Source organism: Nostoc sp. DedQUE07 (genome assembly GCF_034530975.2).
Classification (GTDB): Bacteria; Cyanobacteriota; Cyanobacteriia; order Cyanobacteriales; family Nostocaceae; genus Nostoc.
The window spans coordinates 130,608-147,635 of sequence record NZ_JAVRCC020000008.1 but is presented as its reverse complement, the minus strand read 5'-3'; the positions used below and the strand labels follow the sequence as shown (position 1 = coordinate 147,635).

At 38.6% G+C, this 17,028-nt stretch carries 11 protein-coding genes; 2 read left to right on the top strand and 9 right to left on the bottom strand.

What is annotated here, in order from left to right:
• Window positions 1-77 precede the first annotated feature (77 nt).
• The 3 genes from RMZ95_RS09395 to RMZ95_RS09385 form a co-directional block, all read right to left on the bottom strand.
• Entirely contained in the window at window positions 78-2,612 is a 2,535-nt protein-coding gene (locus tag RMZ95_RS09395) for a type II CAAX prenyl endopeptidase Rce1 family protein (RefSeq protein ID WP_322686471.1), read from the bottom strand.
• A 285-nt stretch (window positions 2,613-2,897) separates the two neighbouring features.
• Complete coding sequence (locus RMZ95_RS09390; protein WP_322670216.1) at window positions 2,898-3,608, bottom strand: GDYXXLXY domain-containing protein; 711 nt, start codon at window positions 3,606-3,608, stop codon at window positions 2,898-2,900.
• A gap of 177 nt (window positions 3,609-3,785) precedes the next feature.
• Window positions 3,786-5,204 carry a DUF2157 domain-containing protein gene (locus tag RMZ95_RS09385; RefSeq protein WP_322686472.1) on the bottom strand — a complete coding sequence of 473 codons (1,419 nt, stop codon included), beginning with the start codon at window positions 5,202-5,204 and terminating at the stop codon, window positions 3,786-3,788.
• A 185-nt stretch (window positions 5,205-5,389) separates the two neighbouring features.
• Here RMZ95_RS09385 and RMZ95_RS09380 point away from each other — a divergent pair, with 185 nt between their 5' ends.
• On the top strand, window positions 5,390-6,382 hold the full coding sequence (locus RMZ95_RS09380) for an RsmB/NOP family class I SAM-dependent RNA methyltransferase (protein WP_322686473.1): 993 nt from the start codon (window positions 5,390-5,392) through the stop codon (window positions 6,380-6,382).
• A 4-nt stretch (window positions 6,383-6,386) separates the two neighbouring features.
• Here RMZ95_RS09380 and RMZ95_RS09375 read toward each other — a convergent pair whose 3' ends face one another.
• The 6 genes from RMZ95_RS09375 to RMZ95_RS09350 all read right to left on the bottom strand — a co-directional run bounded on the left by RMZ95_RS09375 (window position 6,387) and on the right by RMZ95_RS09350 (window position 14,816).
• On the bottom strand, window positions 6,387-7,895 hold the full coding sequence (locus tag RMZ95_RS09375; protein ID WP_322686474.1) for a radical SAM/SPASM domain-containing protein: 1,509 nt from the start codon (window positions 7,893-7,895) through the stop codon (window positions 6,387-6,389).
• The gene (locus RMZ95_RS09370; RefSeq protein WP_322686475.1) at window positions 7,888-10,680 is read right to left on the bottom strand and encodes a tetratricopeptide repeat protein; all 2,793 of its coding nucleotides are present in this window, start codon (window positions 10,678-10,680) and stop codon (window positions 7,888-7,890) included. Before RMZ95_RS09370 ends, RMZ95_RS09375 begins: the two co-directional genes overlap by 8 nt.
• Window positions 10,681-10,700: 20 nt before the next feature.
• The gene (locus RMZ95_RS09365; RefSeq protein WP_322686476.1) at window positions 10,701-12,359 is read right to left on the bottom strand and encodes a hypothetical protein; all 1,659 of its coding nucleotides are present in this window, start codon (window positions 12,357-12,359) and stop codon (window positions 10,701-10,703) included.
• A 17-nt stretch (window positions 12,360-12,376) separates the two neighbouring features.
• Window positions 12,377-13,270, bottom strand: coding sequence for a trypsin-like peptidase domain-containing protein (locus RMZ95_RS09360; RefSeq protein WP_322686477.1), 894 nt, complete (start codon window positions 13,268-13,270; stop codon window positions 12,377-12,379).
• Window position 13,271: 1 nt separating this feature from the next.
• Window positions 13,272-13,613 (bottom strand): CU044_2847 family protein, encoded by a 342-nt coding sequence (locus RMZ95_RS09355; RefSeq protein ID WP_322686478.1) that lies wholly within the window; start codon window positions 13,611-13,613, stop codon window positions 13,272-13,274.
• Window positions 13,614-14,570: 957 nt separating this feature from the next.
• Window positions 14,571-14,816 (bottom strand): hypothetical protein, encoded by a 246-nt coding sequence (locus tag RMZ95_RS09350; protein ID WP_322670209.1) that lies wholly within the window; start codon window positions 14,814-14,816, stop codon window positions 14,571-14,573.
• Between the two features lie 229 nt (window positions 14,817-15,045).
• On the opposite strand from RMZ95_RS09350, the gene RMZ95_RS09345 reads away from it, so the two are divergent.
• Complete coding sequence (locus RMZ95_RS09345; protein WP_322686479.1) at window positions 15,046-17,022, top strand: AMP-dependent synthetase/ligase; 1,977 nt, start codon at window positions 15,046-15,048, stop codon at window positions 17,020-17,022.
• Window positions 17,023-17,028: the final 6 nt, after the last annotated feature.

The following is a 17,028-nucleotide window of genomic DNA, read 5'->3' as shown; positions in this document are numbered from 1 at the left end:
TAGTAGTGCTAAATAAAGGCATCAAGTTTTAGCCTTAAGCAAGCATTATTGATTCCTACCTCCTGCCCCCTGCCTCCTTAAACCTTAGCATTCTGAATTTTTTGATTATCTAATTTTCTGATTCCTCCAAAAACAATTAACCAAACTACTACTACAATCCAGTGAATTAAAACGATCGCAAATAAAGATCCTGTGAGGGTATATGCAACAGTACAGATAATTCCCAAAAATGCTGCTAAAACAAGAAAAACACGATCAAAAAATGTAGTAATTCCAGCTTTAAAAAAAGTTTTAGCATTCAATGGATGATACAGAACAAATAATAATAAACTCACTATTGCCCACAAAGACCATTGAAGCCAATTGGTGATTTCGCTAGGATGAGGAAGCAAAAAAACGCGAAAAAAGAGTTCTTCAACAATTGCAGGTGAAAATAAACAACGCAATATTAACAAACATTTATCAATCCAATTTGCAGACCAAAGTTCTATCTGTAAAAATCCAAATTTCCAACCATAAGCTAGAGCAACAATACTATAAATTATCAGCAGTACAGCGACAACTAACCAATCTTTGAACCTCGGAACTACTAAAGACGCTAAAGTGCGGTTTAAAAGAATTGAAAATGGTAAAATATTAGTAAAAGGAATCTTAATTTGCCCCAAAAGTACTGTTGGGGCAATGGGTGTAATATTAGGTTCCCAACCACCGACTTGATTGGTTCGCAATACTTGCATAGTTGCGCCATGTTTTAAAAATATTGCGGCTAGGTCGTCGTGTGCAAGTCTAGGCATTATTGTTCGCCATGTTGTCAAACCAGCCCAAATACTACGATCTTGAAATGGTTTCGTCGTTTTTCCTCTACCCGTACCTGCAAGTATACCTGCTTGACTTTGCCAATCAGCGCGAACTATACCCAAGGGTGCTAATTGTTGTTCCAAAGATTGACCTAATTCAACTAGCTGCTGAAAGCGTAATGTTTGCGGGTGATTGGGGTTGGCGCGTATCCAAGTTTGAATTTGAGGAGTTGTAGTAACTTGGTTTTTAATTGCTAATATCGCAGCATAAAGTGCTTGGCTTGAGTCTTGGACGCATGAGGTAGCAGGTGATACCATTGCGCCACCAGTTCCATCACCAACTCGATAACGTGCCATTGTTATCTGTAATTGTTGCTGAAATTGTTTTAAAGGCGAAAGTTTAACACCATCAAAATCATAATCCTGCGTTACAGGGTCGAATTTGATGAGAATATCTGATACTGGACGTGTTGCCAGCCAACCACGTTGTAAATTACCCATATAATCAGCCCATGTATGCGTTCCGGCAATAATTCCATCGGGGTTATGGGCATAAATTTGGTGGTATTTAGTCTCAAAGCGTAATTCGTTAGTAAACTCGTCACGGACAACTTCTGCAATTCCAAAAGCAAAATGTCCGGTGATAGTATAAGGTACTCCTAATGGTTCAGCTTTACGTCCGCCAATTCCACCAAATAGGTGTAGGACAATAGCCTTATTACCTTCTTGCCATTTTGATATAGATTGATTATGTGAATTTTGTATTTCTACAGGCTTTAATAATACAGTATTGAATTTACCTTTATTTTTCTCAGTATTTTGCCAATTTACATCTTGGATGTAATTTAGCCCTAATTCCTTACCAGTAATAATTTGACGGGGTTGAATTTGCAACAGAGAACGAGGTGCAAGTGCGCGTACCGTAAATACGCCCTTTGCATCGGCAGCACCATAAATATACCACCCATCTTCACCCGCAGGCGATCGCTCGATTTGCTGCGAACTTGAAGGAGCAAAATTTCGCGAATCTATTACTTGTTGGGGAATGCGAATAGTTTCTTCAATCCCATTAAATTGATTTGCATTAGGATTATAATGTTGTACTAAAAAATAATCGTTAAACTGCTTTTGATTTGAAAATAAACTAGTTTTATATTGAGATTCAATCGGTTTAATTATTTTTACCAACCCATAAAATCTACCAGTTGCCAAAACAGGTTCGTGTTCAATTTGCAAAATAGATTTTTCTTGATTTGCATCAATGATTGTAGTTGAATCTAAAACAACAATTGTTTCATCATCAGGATTTGCACCAGCCAAAGAGCGTAAAATCCCTACCTGACGAACTCCATTTAGTCGAAAAGGATGAATATTTCCTTGTTTTTGGCTTTTAATCACTTCAGGAGTGAAATTTATATCTCGCGTTACAACTCGTTCTAAAGCCAGCAAATTTTTATTCTTTTTCCACTCCAAACGTACAATTTGACCAACCAAATTTTGTGCTGTAGGTGGTGCATATTGTACTTCCATCCATACCCAATCTAAACCATCTTGTAATTGCTGTTTTGTTGGTAAAATTAACCTTCCTACCCAATCGCCAATAGGTTTATAAAGGTTTGTAGATGGAATTTGGGCAATGGGATAAAAAGCAGATTGATTAAAGTTTTGTTGAATATGGATTGCGTAATTACTTTTTTGTACTAACTGAGGTTGGGTTGGGGAGAGTTGGCACAACGCAATTACTGCAATGAACACTAGCAGTAAAAATTTCGTAAATCGTAACCTTGCTTTTCGACTTAATCCCCGGAAAATCATATATTATCAGCAAGTTTTATTTGCTGATAATCTTACTATAAATACACAATTTTGACTTTTTGCTCTAATTTAGGGCTATTTCATTCTAAATGTAGGCGATATATAAGACATCTGGTGAAATTAAATATGCTTTATCTAGAATCTTTGTAGAGACGTAGTAATGCTACGTCTCTATATTCTTTTTCAGCAAATATCTAATGACAAACAGAAAATTCTGAGCGTGGAAAATCAGCGCTTAGAACTTTAGAGACAAAGCTTGCATATTTACACGCTTTGCCTAACAGCTTAAAAACGATAGTTGCGATCGCGCACCCACATACTAACTGGCACTGCCTTTCCTTGTGGATCTACTTTCGCCTTGACCACAATGGGTGGTACTTGTCCTCTGCGGGCGCGTTGGGCTTGTAAGTCGTTGCGAATCTGCTGCCGTTGGTTTTCTGGGATGTAATATGTTTCCAAGCCGTAGTTAACAGAACCATCCTGATAAACACCTTTTAAGGCTGCCTGATTGGCTCTAAGAGTTGTGGGGCGATCGCTACTTACTCGTAACGGTCTCCAAGCTCTAGGAACACCGCGACCAGAAGATAATTGCTCTTGCAAAGTCACGTAAATATTGGTTCCTTCAGGCAATCTTCTGCCACTTCCACGACCTCTGCTGACTAATGTTTGCCAACCAGGTAGTCTGCTCAAATTTGAGGTACGGGATATGTTGTAGTCTAAGGCTAAGGTGTTACCTTCTAGCACATTGTTAGGATCTACAGGTACGGTTTGCAAAATCACCGTCTTACCTGTGACATCTGTATAAACCGCTTGGGCTGGTACTGCCATAATTAGCCCTGTTTGCAGCGCCAGGGGAGCTAGTAACCGCCAAAAAGGTAAGGGCTTATTCGATTTTTGTTCAGTAGCAATCAAGTAATCCCGAAAAGTCACCTTATTGGAAAATTCGGCTTCGGGAGACAAGGGTTTATTTTTAGATTCAGAAGAAGTATTACTCATGAGCGTAGTCCTAAAAAGCAGAGGTCTTGAGGAGGTTAAAAGTAACGAAATTAGGACTGACGCAGAGAAACTTTAAAAATTTTGAAGTACAGAGATTTCTCAATTTTTGATTTTGGATTTTGGATTTTAGATTTTTTATTCAATCCAAAATTTAAAATTCAAAATCTAAAATTTGCCCTACTTTTTACTTGTAGAGCTACCACCAGGTAGGCGGCGTTCAAACCAGAGTCCAGCGCTAATTAAAGCAGAACCGCACAGGATATAAACTAGCGACTTAAAAAGTAAGTCGGTGTCGTACTCCTGCACGCGACTGATAATTTGCAGTGTTACTAACAGCATACCGCCCCAAAAGGAACTTCTGTTGCTTAATTTCAATCCTTCTTGAATTAGTCCCCAGGCTAATGTTGCAAGAAGTACATTGAAAATAAAAATGCCAAGTTCATCAATCCGGCTGATAGTTTGATGCCAAAAAGGTACTATTGCAATAAAGACCAGAAATGTACTAATGACAGCAGTTGTGAAAATCACTTCGCGGCGCGGAGGATTATTTCTTTGGCGCAGTAGAAACAACCATTGTAATACCGCCAAGCCGCTGAGAATCCCCAAATCGATAATCGGCAGAGACTCAAATAAGTTTGTCAAATTCGTTGGCTGATTATAACTATAATTTGGAGATTCCCAGACCCAACGAAAAGACAGAACGTAAAAGACAACGCCGAAGCTTACTAACGCTAAATTACGGGCTAGATATTGAAACAACCTGTAATTTATGGTTGGAAACAGTAAATCATCATAACTCCAGAATAATGCAGGTGGGAGTGCAAAAGCAAAAGATGCCACCCAAGGGGCTATATCAGCATAATTTAGCAGTGGCAGTGGATTAAGGTTAGCTTGTAAGGAACTAGCAAAAACAAAGGCTGCTAGACCAAAAATCCAACGAGAGCGACAGAAGTATGCTAAAGGTACAAATACCAGCCATGCCAACAAAGGCAGATGCTGCACTACTAGCCGCGACCAAGTTAACTCTCCTGTTGCGTACCATAAGTCTTCTAGTCCAGTCCAGTAGCCGATTTCCACGAGGACAATTGATAGAATTCCTAAAGAATTTAAGGACAAACTGAAGGCCATGACTACAACACCGAATCCCCAAGCGAGAAACAGTTGGGAAGCTGAACCGACAATATTGAACATCTGGGCCATCAGCAGTAAATTTGCACCGAAGATGAAGGCACTTAAAATTAGCAACCCTTCTCCCAGTAGGCGTTTGCTTCGTTCTGGCTTCTTCCCTTCAGGTGGCCTCCAGTTGTAAAATCCAGCGATCGCGATCGCAAAAAACAAACTCATCATCAGAATAATTTTGATTTCTCGCGATCCTCCCTGCCAGTTTCCTGATACAAAGGTAATTATGCCTAAGCATAAAAGTATGCTACCAATAGCGATCGCGATTGCTTTGTTGCGATCGCGTGCAGCAGCTTCCAGGTTTTTAAATTGATAACGTTCTGCTATCTGCTCATACTGCGAAGAACTAATTAATCCTTCATCCCTCCATAATTGTGCTTGTTTGCGTAATTTGTCCTGAAAACTATCTAAAAACATGACCTTCTCCGGTGCAGTGGGGTAGCTTGGCCATTGCGTTCCCAATGGCGGTCATTATATTTTGAGTATGAAGCCAAAAGCCTTAATTACATTGTTCTTGTGTAACAGTTTGATTTTGATTTAGATACAACGGACTAATTCGTAATTCGTAATTCGTAATTCGTAATTTATAATTCATAATATTGATGGAAAAACCTTCTAATTTATTACTTAAAGTTTCGCGGCGTTTGTTCGCTAATCTAGATGAACAAGAAAAATTTATTGAGGCTTTAATGAATCCTCAGCCTTTTTCACCTAGTATTCTTTGGTGTCAAGAAAAGCCAGATATTTCACCTTTGACAGTGCAAACACCAACAGCTTGGCAACCACAATTTATAGACCGCTTATCTCTGGGAGAAAAACCTGGTAAGCATCCCTTGCATGAAAAAGGATATTTCTATTGTTTAGATTTTTCTTCGGTATTTGCAGCTACTACTTTGTTAGCTATTCCTGAGTCAGTGCGTTTAGTTTTTGATATGTGTGCCGCACCAGGAGGTAAAAGTATCTTTGCTTGGAAAGCTTTAAAACCTGAATTGCTCATCAGCAATGAAGTAATTGGCAAACGTCTGGGAATGCTAATTTCTAATTTGAAGCGTTGCCAGGTTAGCCCTAGCGCGGTGGTTAATCGAGATTCGAGCATATTTGCTGAAATGTTTCCTGGCTCTAGCAATCTAGTCATCGTAGATGCTCCGTGTACTGGACAATCTTTACTTGCCAAAGGTGAAAAAGCACCCGGATGTTTTCACCCAACTGCTATTAACAAGAGTGCAAATCGGCAAAAGCGCATTATAGCTAACTCCGCTAAAATTGTTTCACCGCAAGGCTATCTGGCTTATATGACTTGCACATATTCGCCCGAAGAAAATGAGCAAGTTTGTGAATGGTTTTTAGAACGGTTTCCCTCTTTTAAAGCAATAGAAATTAGTAATTTAGCTAAATATCAATCACATTTAACCACGATGCCTTGTTATCGGATATTTCCTCAAGATAGGTTAGGTGCTGGTGCATTTACAGTCCTGTTTAAAAATACTAATGAAGATGAAGATGAAGATGAACCTAAAGAAGCGGATTTAAATACAATATCTTCTCTATATATCTACCAAAATTTGAAAAATTCAAATTCTATTATGTCCGTATAATTAGTTAGGACTTAGTTGGGGAACTATATTTGATTAATCGTAACCCTTCTAGTCTGAGAGCTTCAGGATAGAGAGCTTTGTAAATATTGCAATTTGGAGATTGAATATCGTAACGACCTGTAGCTTTAAAGGTTGCTAGAGGACAACCACCTGTACACCAATATTTCCACTCACATGTACGACAGCCTTCTTTTTCTTCAACTGAGAAATTCTGAATACCTGCTTTATCTTGTCGCACAAGAGTTAAAGGATCTTGAGTTTTAAAGGCAGATATAGTTTTATGTAGCTGCATCTGGCATTTAGCAATTTGCCCTTTGTAATCAAATACAAGATAGCTTTGCCCAACTCCACAAGTTCGTTTATGAGGAGATGCTAAATTAGCACGATCGATCAATGAACCTAGCAAACTTCGATTAGGTAATTTCAATTCGATAACTTTGAATGCTGCCAACATTCCCTCAATTAACCGAGATTCTTCTAGTTGCAAGTCTTCATAAGAAGCTGACAGTTCATTTTCTCGATAGAAATTTAAACTAAAGGGTAGATTATATTCTAATATCCATTCCAGAAGATCGGGTAATCCTTCTGCATTCCGCCCACTAATTGTAATCGAAATATCTGGTATTAAACCATTTTGCAAAGTAATCTTAATACCTCGTTCAACATCTGCAAACGATCCCTTTTTGCTTGTATAAGAACGTTGAATATTGTGGAAATTTGATAATCCATCTAGTGAAATCATTAGACGCAGATTTAATCTTTGTAGCATCTCAATAATTTCAGGCGTAATCAATGTTCCATTACTGAGAACAACTCCATCTAATATAATGTCTGTTTCTTTGCTAAGGGATTGAGCGTACAAATGGAGATCCTTAATTAAAGGAGAGCAGAGTAATGCCTCTCCTCCTGCATATTTCAGTTTGACGCGGCGGTAATTATTTAAGGTTGCAGAGCGAAATGTAGATTCAATAGCTGCTTTACCTATATCGATTGACATATCTTTTGCTTCGTGCGGAAGATAGCAATAGTCACATCTTAAATTACAGCGATCGGTGATATGCAACCATGCTGTTAAAGTTTCTGGTATTTCATTTAAGTTAAATGAGGAATAATTATTGGGTGCTATTAAACGTGCTTGATATAGTTCTTGAATAGCTGTCTGTAAGTCTATTGGGTCAATCTCAGAATACTCTATTGCAATCTCATCTAATTTATGAGGATTTGTAAATTTTTCAAGTAAAAATATCGCTGATTGATTCAGAACTGCTACTTGATGATAAGTACCAAAACAGATAGAATAAGTATCATCTAAATTCATCATCTGCGAGTTAGGAACTCTCACAAATTCTGTGTCCAACATCCCCAGAGGTAATCGGATATTTGAGCTTAATTCTGTTAAAGGGGATAAGTCACAGGCACAATCTCCTCCATCACAATCGCATTGCCCAGTTGGTACGTAGGTAGAATTAAGAGAAACTAAAATTTGGGGTCGAGCAATTTTTTTACTAAGCATGAGAAGATGGCTGTTTTGTGGCACGTATTCTGGTCAAAAACATTTGTTGATCGCACCATTCCTTGAGAGCTTTATGATCTTTCCACTGAGATTTTAGTTGCTGAATCAGAGTTTTAGAAAGTTCTATAGGCAATCGTTCAATTTTCTTTTGGAGCAGATTTAGCTCATGTTTAATCGAATACGGGCCGAAACCTCCATGTTGAAAGATTTGGGGTATTCCTTGAGCATATTTACTAAAAGCCAAGTTGTAGTTAGCTTGTTGAAATGCAACATCACCTTCTATGCGTAACATGCGGCCAAAGTATAGTGTGTGGATATTTTGATATGATTGAAAGCGATCGCTAAGTTCTTGTGCATAATCGGAAATATACTCGTAGGCTTTTGCATAATAATCAAACTCAGCTTTACCTACCAGGCTATCGATGGCATACCGCATGTCATTGTACTCTAAACTAGTCTGATAAGAGCGATCGTTGAGTTTTAAAGCTTGGTCTTGTAGCGTGCGATCGCCTGTTTGAAACCCAAGATGCCAATATACACTAGCAATTTGGTGCAAAATTCCAGGTAATTCCTCTTCAAGTCCATATTTCTCTGCGAGTTTTAGGCTTTTTTCTAAAGCATTTTGAGCAAGACTTAGCACATTGAGATCCCACTGCACCTGTGTCACATCCCAAACAGCTTCATTTATTACCTCAGCACTAAACCACTGATTTAAGCCTAACTGAAAGTATGCCCTACACAGTATTTGATTATCGTTTTCTTCATTGTCACAACGGCTTAATGCTCGTTCAAGTAGTTGTTTCGCTTTAACATAATTACCATTATCTACCAAAATAGTAGCAGAGGCAATTTCGGCGTTGGCTATTTCGCGTTCGCTCTCAACACTCGACCACATATCAATAGCAGCCTTAAAACACTGTTCAGCCTTGACATAATCTTTTTGTTGTCCGTATAAAAATCCCAAATTATTCTGAATGCTAGCCATAACTTGAGTTAAACCTTTGTCAGGAGTATCAATTTCCATAGCAGCCTCCCAACCTAGTTTGTAATATTTCTCAGCTTCCTGAAAGTTGTTGAGTTGTCTATGCAGATAACCAACTAGGTTAGCTACAGCAGGAATAGCGTATGATAGCTTTTTGCCTTGAACTAGGGATAAACACTCTTGCTGATATTTTAAAGCTTCTTCATAAAGGTGTAACTTGGTATTTAGCATTCCCAAGACATTGTAAATATCCGCTTGATGAGAAGAATTAGAAGATTGATCGGATAGCATTCCCTCCAACTTTACTAGTTCATTTTCTTTTGTACTCTTATCTTTAAGAGCATGAACAATCTTTGATTCAAAAATAATCATTTTAAATTTTTGATCGGGATTTATTTCTGTTTCAAACTGTTTGGCAATTGCCAACAATTGATTTACAAAGCCAAATTTTTTGGATTGGCGGCGTATCCTATCAGTAACTTCATGCCAAGTTTCAAAGCCTGTTATCGGATCGGCATATAAAGCATTCCAGAGCCATCGCGTAGTATTGAATTCTCGCCGTTGCTTAACTTCTTCAATCAGAAACTCGATACTAGCAACTTGATGAGAATCATCACAATAACGTTGAACCTCCAATATCCTTTTTTGTGGGCCTAAATCATAATCTTTTTGCTCAAAATATTTAGCAGCAATCCGACTATCTCGTTTTCTCCATTCCAAATTGGGGTCAATATCTGCCCATACATATTTTTCAACTAAGTCTCGCACAATATCATGTAATGATATTTGAGAACCACCGATTACTGGTTTTATAAAAAAGTAGCTTTGTGCATCAAGAAATAATCTTTGAGCATCTTCTGTAGATAGTTCTAATAAATTAGCAATATCACAGCTATCTAATGGGTAGATACGTGAAAGTAACAGAGTTAGCCGATCCATTGATGTCCGAAGCTGTGTAATATGTCGAACCATCTCAGCTTCAAATCCACCAGTTTTTTCTAACCTGCTGGGAATAGTTTCTATATTTTCACTTTCTAACCAATCTGGTATGACTTCCCGATAAGCATACTCTACTCCAAATTCAATCATGATCGGGCTACCACCAGAAAGAACTATGATCTTTTTAACCAATTCTTGTCCGAGAGTAAAGTGAAGTTGTTCCTCCTTGCAACGAATGTATGTTTGTACATCCTCATGAGTAAATTCATTTAATTCTAAATAAGTTAATTCTTCTTCTTTGAATGATTTTTCTAAAATTTGATGAGCAATATTAGGACGACCTGCTAAAATAAATACGGCATTCTCTAGTTGATGGCATAAATTGCCAATACACTCCCAAACTTGCTCTCTGACATCTGCTTGTCCTAACTTTTCAACCGTATCAATTAGAAAGACTAGTCTCTGTTGGCTGGATTTGCGATTAATTTCATCGACCAAGAACTTTTCAAGTTGTCTGCGTTCTTGTTCGTATGCACTTTGACTGAGGCGGTTTTCATCTTCTCGCAGTTGTCGTAACCGCAGCAACCATTCTTTATATGTATGGTCGTATAATTGTTTGGCGATTTGAGTGTATAAATCTTCTGCATCATTAAAAACAGGGATATCGCAATCAATAATTTCACTTGTGCCAATTTGAACTTGGTTTAGACGAGATTTTAATGCATGAAGCAACCAAGTTTTGCCAATTCCACCTCTACCCTCTACTAAAACTACACGCAGTTTATTAGATTCCTGAACAAGAGAAATAATTCGATTTAGATGTTCTGCACGACCAACAAACTCTAATTTATTTAGTTCAGACATAATAGACTCCTATTTAATTGTTAGTTATTTTGAATGGCTTCATCAAGCTTCTGAATTAAATCTCGATAGGGTGCGTCATTATATTCATCATTGTGTAGATAGTAATTGACAAGAAACTGAAATTCCCAGTCATTTTCTACTTCAGATTTAAGGGTATAAATAAATTCATGAAATTGCTCTCGATCTGTATTGCGAAATATTCCCAGAGTTTCCTCAACGGTTTTATCAAAGAAATCATTACGGAGTTCTTGTCGATAAGCCAGACTATTTGGGCCATAATTGATGAATCCAGCGTGTTTCTGAAGACTTTGAAAAAAATATTGCATAGACCAAGTACCCGCAACAGCAGAATTATTCTTTGATTTCAGTTCGTGAATATATTCCCAACAGATTTGAGCCGCTTCAGTACAAAGTTCTTGAAAGTTATCAGGCGAGGTTTCTCGGAGTAGACCAATAACTAACAGCCGCCGTGTCATCCCATCTTTAATAATCGTTTTATCACGAGTAAAAATAGATGTCTTTGTCAGTTCAGCATTTAATTTAAAACTATCGTCACTGAAAGGTAACTTAAATCTCCGAACAGCTTCCTTTAATATCCAAGTTCCATTGAGTATAGGAAATATACTCAATTTTTCAATAGATTCGTATAGATGATTATTTTCTTTTGTCAAGCTTTCTTTAATCTGATCTCTACACTTTTTGAGGTTTTTTTCCCATAATTGGTTTCCATAACTGTTTAAAAGCCAACTAACTGTGTAACAACCATCTCGATAAACTTTTAGCGCTTCAGCAATTCCCCCTGGATGTCCACCAGTTAAATACAATAAGTGTCCTGCTAGTAAAGCAAGACTTTCAGAAGTCATCTCTATAGGTTTGAGATATTTTGTTGCTGTATCCTGAATTACTTCCCAGTTAAAAGGAGAGAGTATTAGTTTAGGAAAAGTCCGATCTAATGGAAGATCGATCAAACAACGAGCTGCTATCACAACTCGAAGTCTCCGCGAATTATCTTTAAAGAACTGTAATTCTTTTAAACATTTTTCAATTCTCCAGGCAAATTCCTTAAAGTCATTAAAAAGTTCATTTAAACGTTGCTTTTGTGGGGCACATCCATCCAGATCGATTAGCAGCACAATACCTTTTTTGCCCTGTGATTGCCATTTAGCCCAATTTCTATGCAATAGTGAACCTAAACGTTCTCCCCAACTTAAATCATGTCCTTCAGGAAGCTTAAGTTGCAGAGAATTTGCTAATCGGTTTTCTAAGTTTTCAATAGTTTCATAACCAGAGATGGGAGCGTAAGCACAACACCATTGCAATTCTTGAAACCGTCCCAGGATTTGTTTGAGAAATTCTGTTTTCCCATAACCTTCAGGTGCTGTCACCAGACGATAAGGAGGAGAATTAATTGCTGTAATTTCATTAATTGCAGCATCGCGATTAGTGAATGGAATATTATCAGATTCAACTTGCACTAAAGATTGTTGATTTAGCTGGTTTAACTCTGATTCGATTTTATACATTTCCTCGAATTTATCATCAACTTGTCTTTGCAATTTATTTTTATCTACATCATTACTCGTCCGAGCCATTTGCTTGCTGAGGCTTTCAACCTCAGTTTTTAAATTGGCTATTAACTGTTCTAGATAGTTTTTTCGTAAATCTACAGAGCTTTTCATTTTATTTAGGTATTAAATTAATTGTTTATAGTATTAAGTTCGCTTTCTACTCGCTCTAGTTCTTGTAAAATGCTATCAATTTGGCGTTGAATGATATTGCGATCGCTTGCACTAAGTGTATAGTTGAGTTGATTGTAAGCCACCTCATAATCACTACTTAGAACGTCAAAGCGTTGTTGCAAAGTTTTGATTTTGAGTTGTTGAACTCTACTAGAAATATTCTGGATATGCGCATGAGATGAAATAGACAACCCGATTTCATCCCATGCTTCAATCAATACATCCGCAGGAATCATAAAAGCAGTTTTGATATCTTCTCGCCGCATCTCTGCTGCTACAGCCATCCCAACCACTCCTACAAGAGTTTCATCCCATATCGGCGCACCACTAAAACCCGGTTCTATTCTGTAGCCAGTTACCTTACTATCTTCCAGTTGCACCCATCCCTTTCCTTGGCCATCTCGCAACACGCCTGTAGCCCAAACGCCATCATTATGTCCGTTAGGAAAACCGAATATGCGGAAAGGATGCTGCCAAATATTGTTAGCTCTTATTAGTTGGATAGCTTGAGTTTCTTTAGGCAACTGCCCTTCTATTTGTAACCCGGCAATATCTTCAGGCGCAGAGGTTGATGCATTGCTGACAACAGGTTGCCAAAAAACAACTTTAGCTTTTAGTTGTTGTCCTGATGCAATTAGGGGGAAATCTAAATAAATATCATTATTAGGAGCTTCAACTATATCTTCTGCTAAAGATAGGGCTGAGGTAACAACATGAGCGCACGTCAGGATATAATTTCCAGTTCGCCCAGAGACTAAAAAACCTACACCAACTACCGCACCATTAGCATGAAAAATCCGAGCGATCGCTGACCTAAAAGTTTGAATATAATTATCTGTATTCGCTACCATACTATGCCTTGTCTTGCTTCCATTTCAAGGTAATTTCGTAGTTAGCTTCACCACTTACAGAGGTAAAAATTGCACCCGCCGCCGCATTTAATTTAATACCAAACTTAACCTCTACCTCATTGGCAGGTGTATTAAGCTGACTCAGTTTGGTTATAATTGCTGAAGCGACAGGTTGTATTTGATCTAATACATCTTCAAATTTCTTTTTAGCTTCAACTACCATTTGCCCTGTATCTGGTCTAGCAACACGTACAAGAGCATTGCTATTTTCTGGTTCATCAACTTCAGCTAAAAACTTCGTGCCATTTTTGAGAGAAAACTCTGCGATCTGTTTCTGATTCATAATGAAACCTGTGATTTGAAACTAATAGTTTAATGTGTTGACCATCAAAAGAGTTTGCCGAAAATTTTGTCATTTTATTTACATTTAATGGTTAACTCGTTAAATACTTCTCTAGCAATTACTTACTTTTTTCTCCCATTTCATTAAGCTTCTGCCCATACTCTCCCCACGCATCATTTATTGATTGACAGCTTACTAGAGTCTGTCTCATGAATTTTGCGGGGTTGCAAAATCCCCGACTTATTCCAGAAGTCGAGGATCTCGTAGCCCTTATTTATCAGAATCAATCACATGAACTCTAGTAATCCATTAAGCTAACTTTGCCTGCTACGTAGTAAACACTTAAGTGATTAACACAGGACTAAGGCCTTGACTACAAACTGATTTACCCAGCATCTTTGACTTGGTAGCCCACTAGAAATTTGTGAAGTTTCTAAATAAACTGACCAACTTCCTGCTGCTTGGGCATTACAGCTTGCTTGACTGTCATGTAATAGAGTTAATAATTGTTATATTAGTTATATCTGTAGCTTTAGTTCAATTAGTAATTATACTGACTAAGCTGGAAAATTGCTTGAATCTAAACTAAGTAGGCAAAAATAATACAAGCTATATTACACAATGTAAATTTAATTAAACTTTCTCGTAGTAACGTTATGTAAACTCTGAAAATCCTAATAGCTTCGATCGATGCGCGCCTTATGGTTATCGACTCATGCCATGTCCAGCTAGATCGTCGCTGGAAGTTTCCTAAAGAGCCTACTACAGAGACAGGTTTAATTATGAATATGGACGAAGTTTAGGAATCCTTGCAGGAGTTACGAACAAAAATATCCCCGACTTTTTCAAGAAGTCGGGGATTTCAAGCTGTCGAAATGAGAATGAATATGTGTTGAAGAATTAATTGAATTGCTGGTTTTCGGAAGTACCAAGGAAAAATTCCTCGCGAATAGTCTATCAATTTGGAGAACAGTTAGCGCAAAAATCAGGACTGAATTTGCAGTATTGGCTACCTGTCAATTGGTAAGCTGTACAATAAGGGAAACTTGTAAGTGGAATTTTGGCTGCTTGTAATTTGGAACCATTCGCCAATGTTTCAGTAAGTTTGGTTTTATCAGCCAAAAGGATAGCTAAAATCTTCGGTAACGCTATGCAAGCAACAATATTGAGCAACGTTAGTATTATGCCGTCGATAAAATTCATAGGTAATCATCTCCCGTGAAACATAGGCGATTGCTGTTCTTAGATGCAAACACAATCATTGCTTGCACTCTATGTAAATTAACTTTAACATAAATTTTTGTAAATATAAACGTGGAATTCCTGGAATTATCATACACAGAAAGGAATGTGGATAATAAGGATGGTTATTGTAGCAAAATAACAAAATAAGCTGGAAAATAATCAGTTTAAAATCTTTAAGTAAGGTGTTATGTCAACAACCCAAACCGCGTCTTCTTTTTTATCTAACATCAGCGAGCGAGAACGTGAGGCATTAAAGCGGTTGGTAGATTACACAAATGTGGAATCGCTACCAGAAATTTGGCCTTTGGCAGCTCAAAGATTTGGTGATGTTGTCGCCCTCCGCAATCCTCATGCTAAACCAGAAGTAGCGATTACTTATACCCAGTTGGTAGAAAAAATGCAATTATTTGCTGCTGGGTTACAAGCGTTAGGAGTAAAGGTAGGCGATCGCATTTCCTTAATTTCTGACAACAGTCCTCGCTGGTTCATTGCCGATCAAGGCATCATGACTGCTGGAGGCGTTGATGCGGTGCGTAGTTCTCAAGCGGAAAAAGAAGAACTGTTGTTTATTATCGCCAATAGCGGCAGTATAGCGATCGTCGTTGAAGATTTAAAAACACTTAAAAAACTCCAAGATCGCCTCAAAGATTTACCAATTCAAGTGGTAATCTTACTCTCCGATGAAGCACCACCAACAGACGAAACCCTAAAGGTACTCAACTTTTCGCAGTTGCTCGAAATCGGGAAAAATCATAATTTTGTGCCAGTCAAGCAAAATCGTGACGCTCTGGCAACCCTAATTTATACCTCTGGCACTACGGGTAAACCCAAGGGTGTAATGCTGTCTTATAGTAACTTGATGCACCAAGTAATCAGTTTTGGCACAGTATTGCAACCAAACCCCGGCGATATCGTTCTCAGTATTCTACCTTCGTGGCACAGCTACGAACGAACTGTTGAATATTACCTACTGTCTCAAGGTTGTACGCAAGTTTATACCAACTTGCGCTCTGTAAAAGGGGATTTGAGACAATTTAAACCCAATTACATGGTCGGTGTACCCCGCCTGTGGGAGTCGATTTATGAAGGAGTGCAAAAGCAGTTCCGCGAACAACCAGCAAATAAGCAACGCCTAATTAAATTTTTATTGGGCATTAGCGACAAATATATCAAAGCCCAGCGAACTGCTCAGGGATTGGATTTAAATAATCTTCATGCTTCAGCCGCCGAACGATTAGCAGCTAAGATCCAAGCATCAGCTTTATTACCCCTTCATGCCTTGGGAGAACGACTGGTTTACGCCAAAGTTCGGGAAGCCACAGGAGGACAAGTTAAGCAGATGATTAGCGGTGGCGGTGCGCTTCCCAGACACATAGATAATTTCTTTGAAATTATTGGCGTCCAGATTTTACAAGGCTATGGCTTGACAGAAACTTCTCCTGTCACCCATGTACGGCGTCCTTGGCGGAATTTGATTGGCGCATCAGGGCTACCACTCCCGGCTACAGAAGCTAAAATCGTCGATCCGGAGACAAAAGCGCCTTTACCAATAGAGAAGCGAGGCTTAGTATTGTTGAGAGGCCCGCAGATTATGCAAGGCTATTACCAAAATCCCGAAGCGACAGCGAAAGCAATTGACGCTGAGGGTTGGTTTGATAGCGGCGATTTGGGTTGGCTGACACCACAAGACGACTTAGTGCTGACTGGCAGGTCTAAGGATACGATTGTATTGACTAACGGGGAAAACATCGAGCCACAGCCGATCGAAGATGCGTGTTTGCGATCGCCATACATCGATCAAATTATGCTCATCGGTCAAGATCGGCGCAGCCTGGGAGCCTTAATTGTCCCCAATGTCGAAGCCTTAGAAAAATGGGCAGCAAGTCAGAATCTAACGCTGGATACGCTGGGCGATCGGATGACTTCCTCAGATAGTCAAAAAATTGACTTGGAGAGTAGAATGATCCAGGATTTATTTCGCCAAGAATTGAATCGGGAAGTCCAAAATCGTCCAGGCTATCGACCGGATGACCGCATCGGAACGTTTAAACTCATCCTGGAACCGTTTTCCATCGAAAATGGCTTGATGACACAAACACTAAAAGTTCGCCGACATATCGTCACGGAACGCTATCGCGATATTATTGACGGCATGTTTGCCTGATCATTC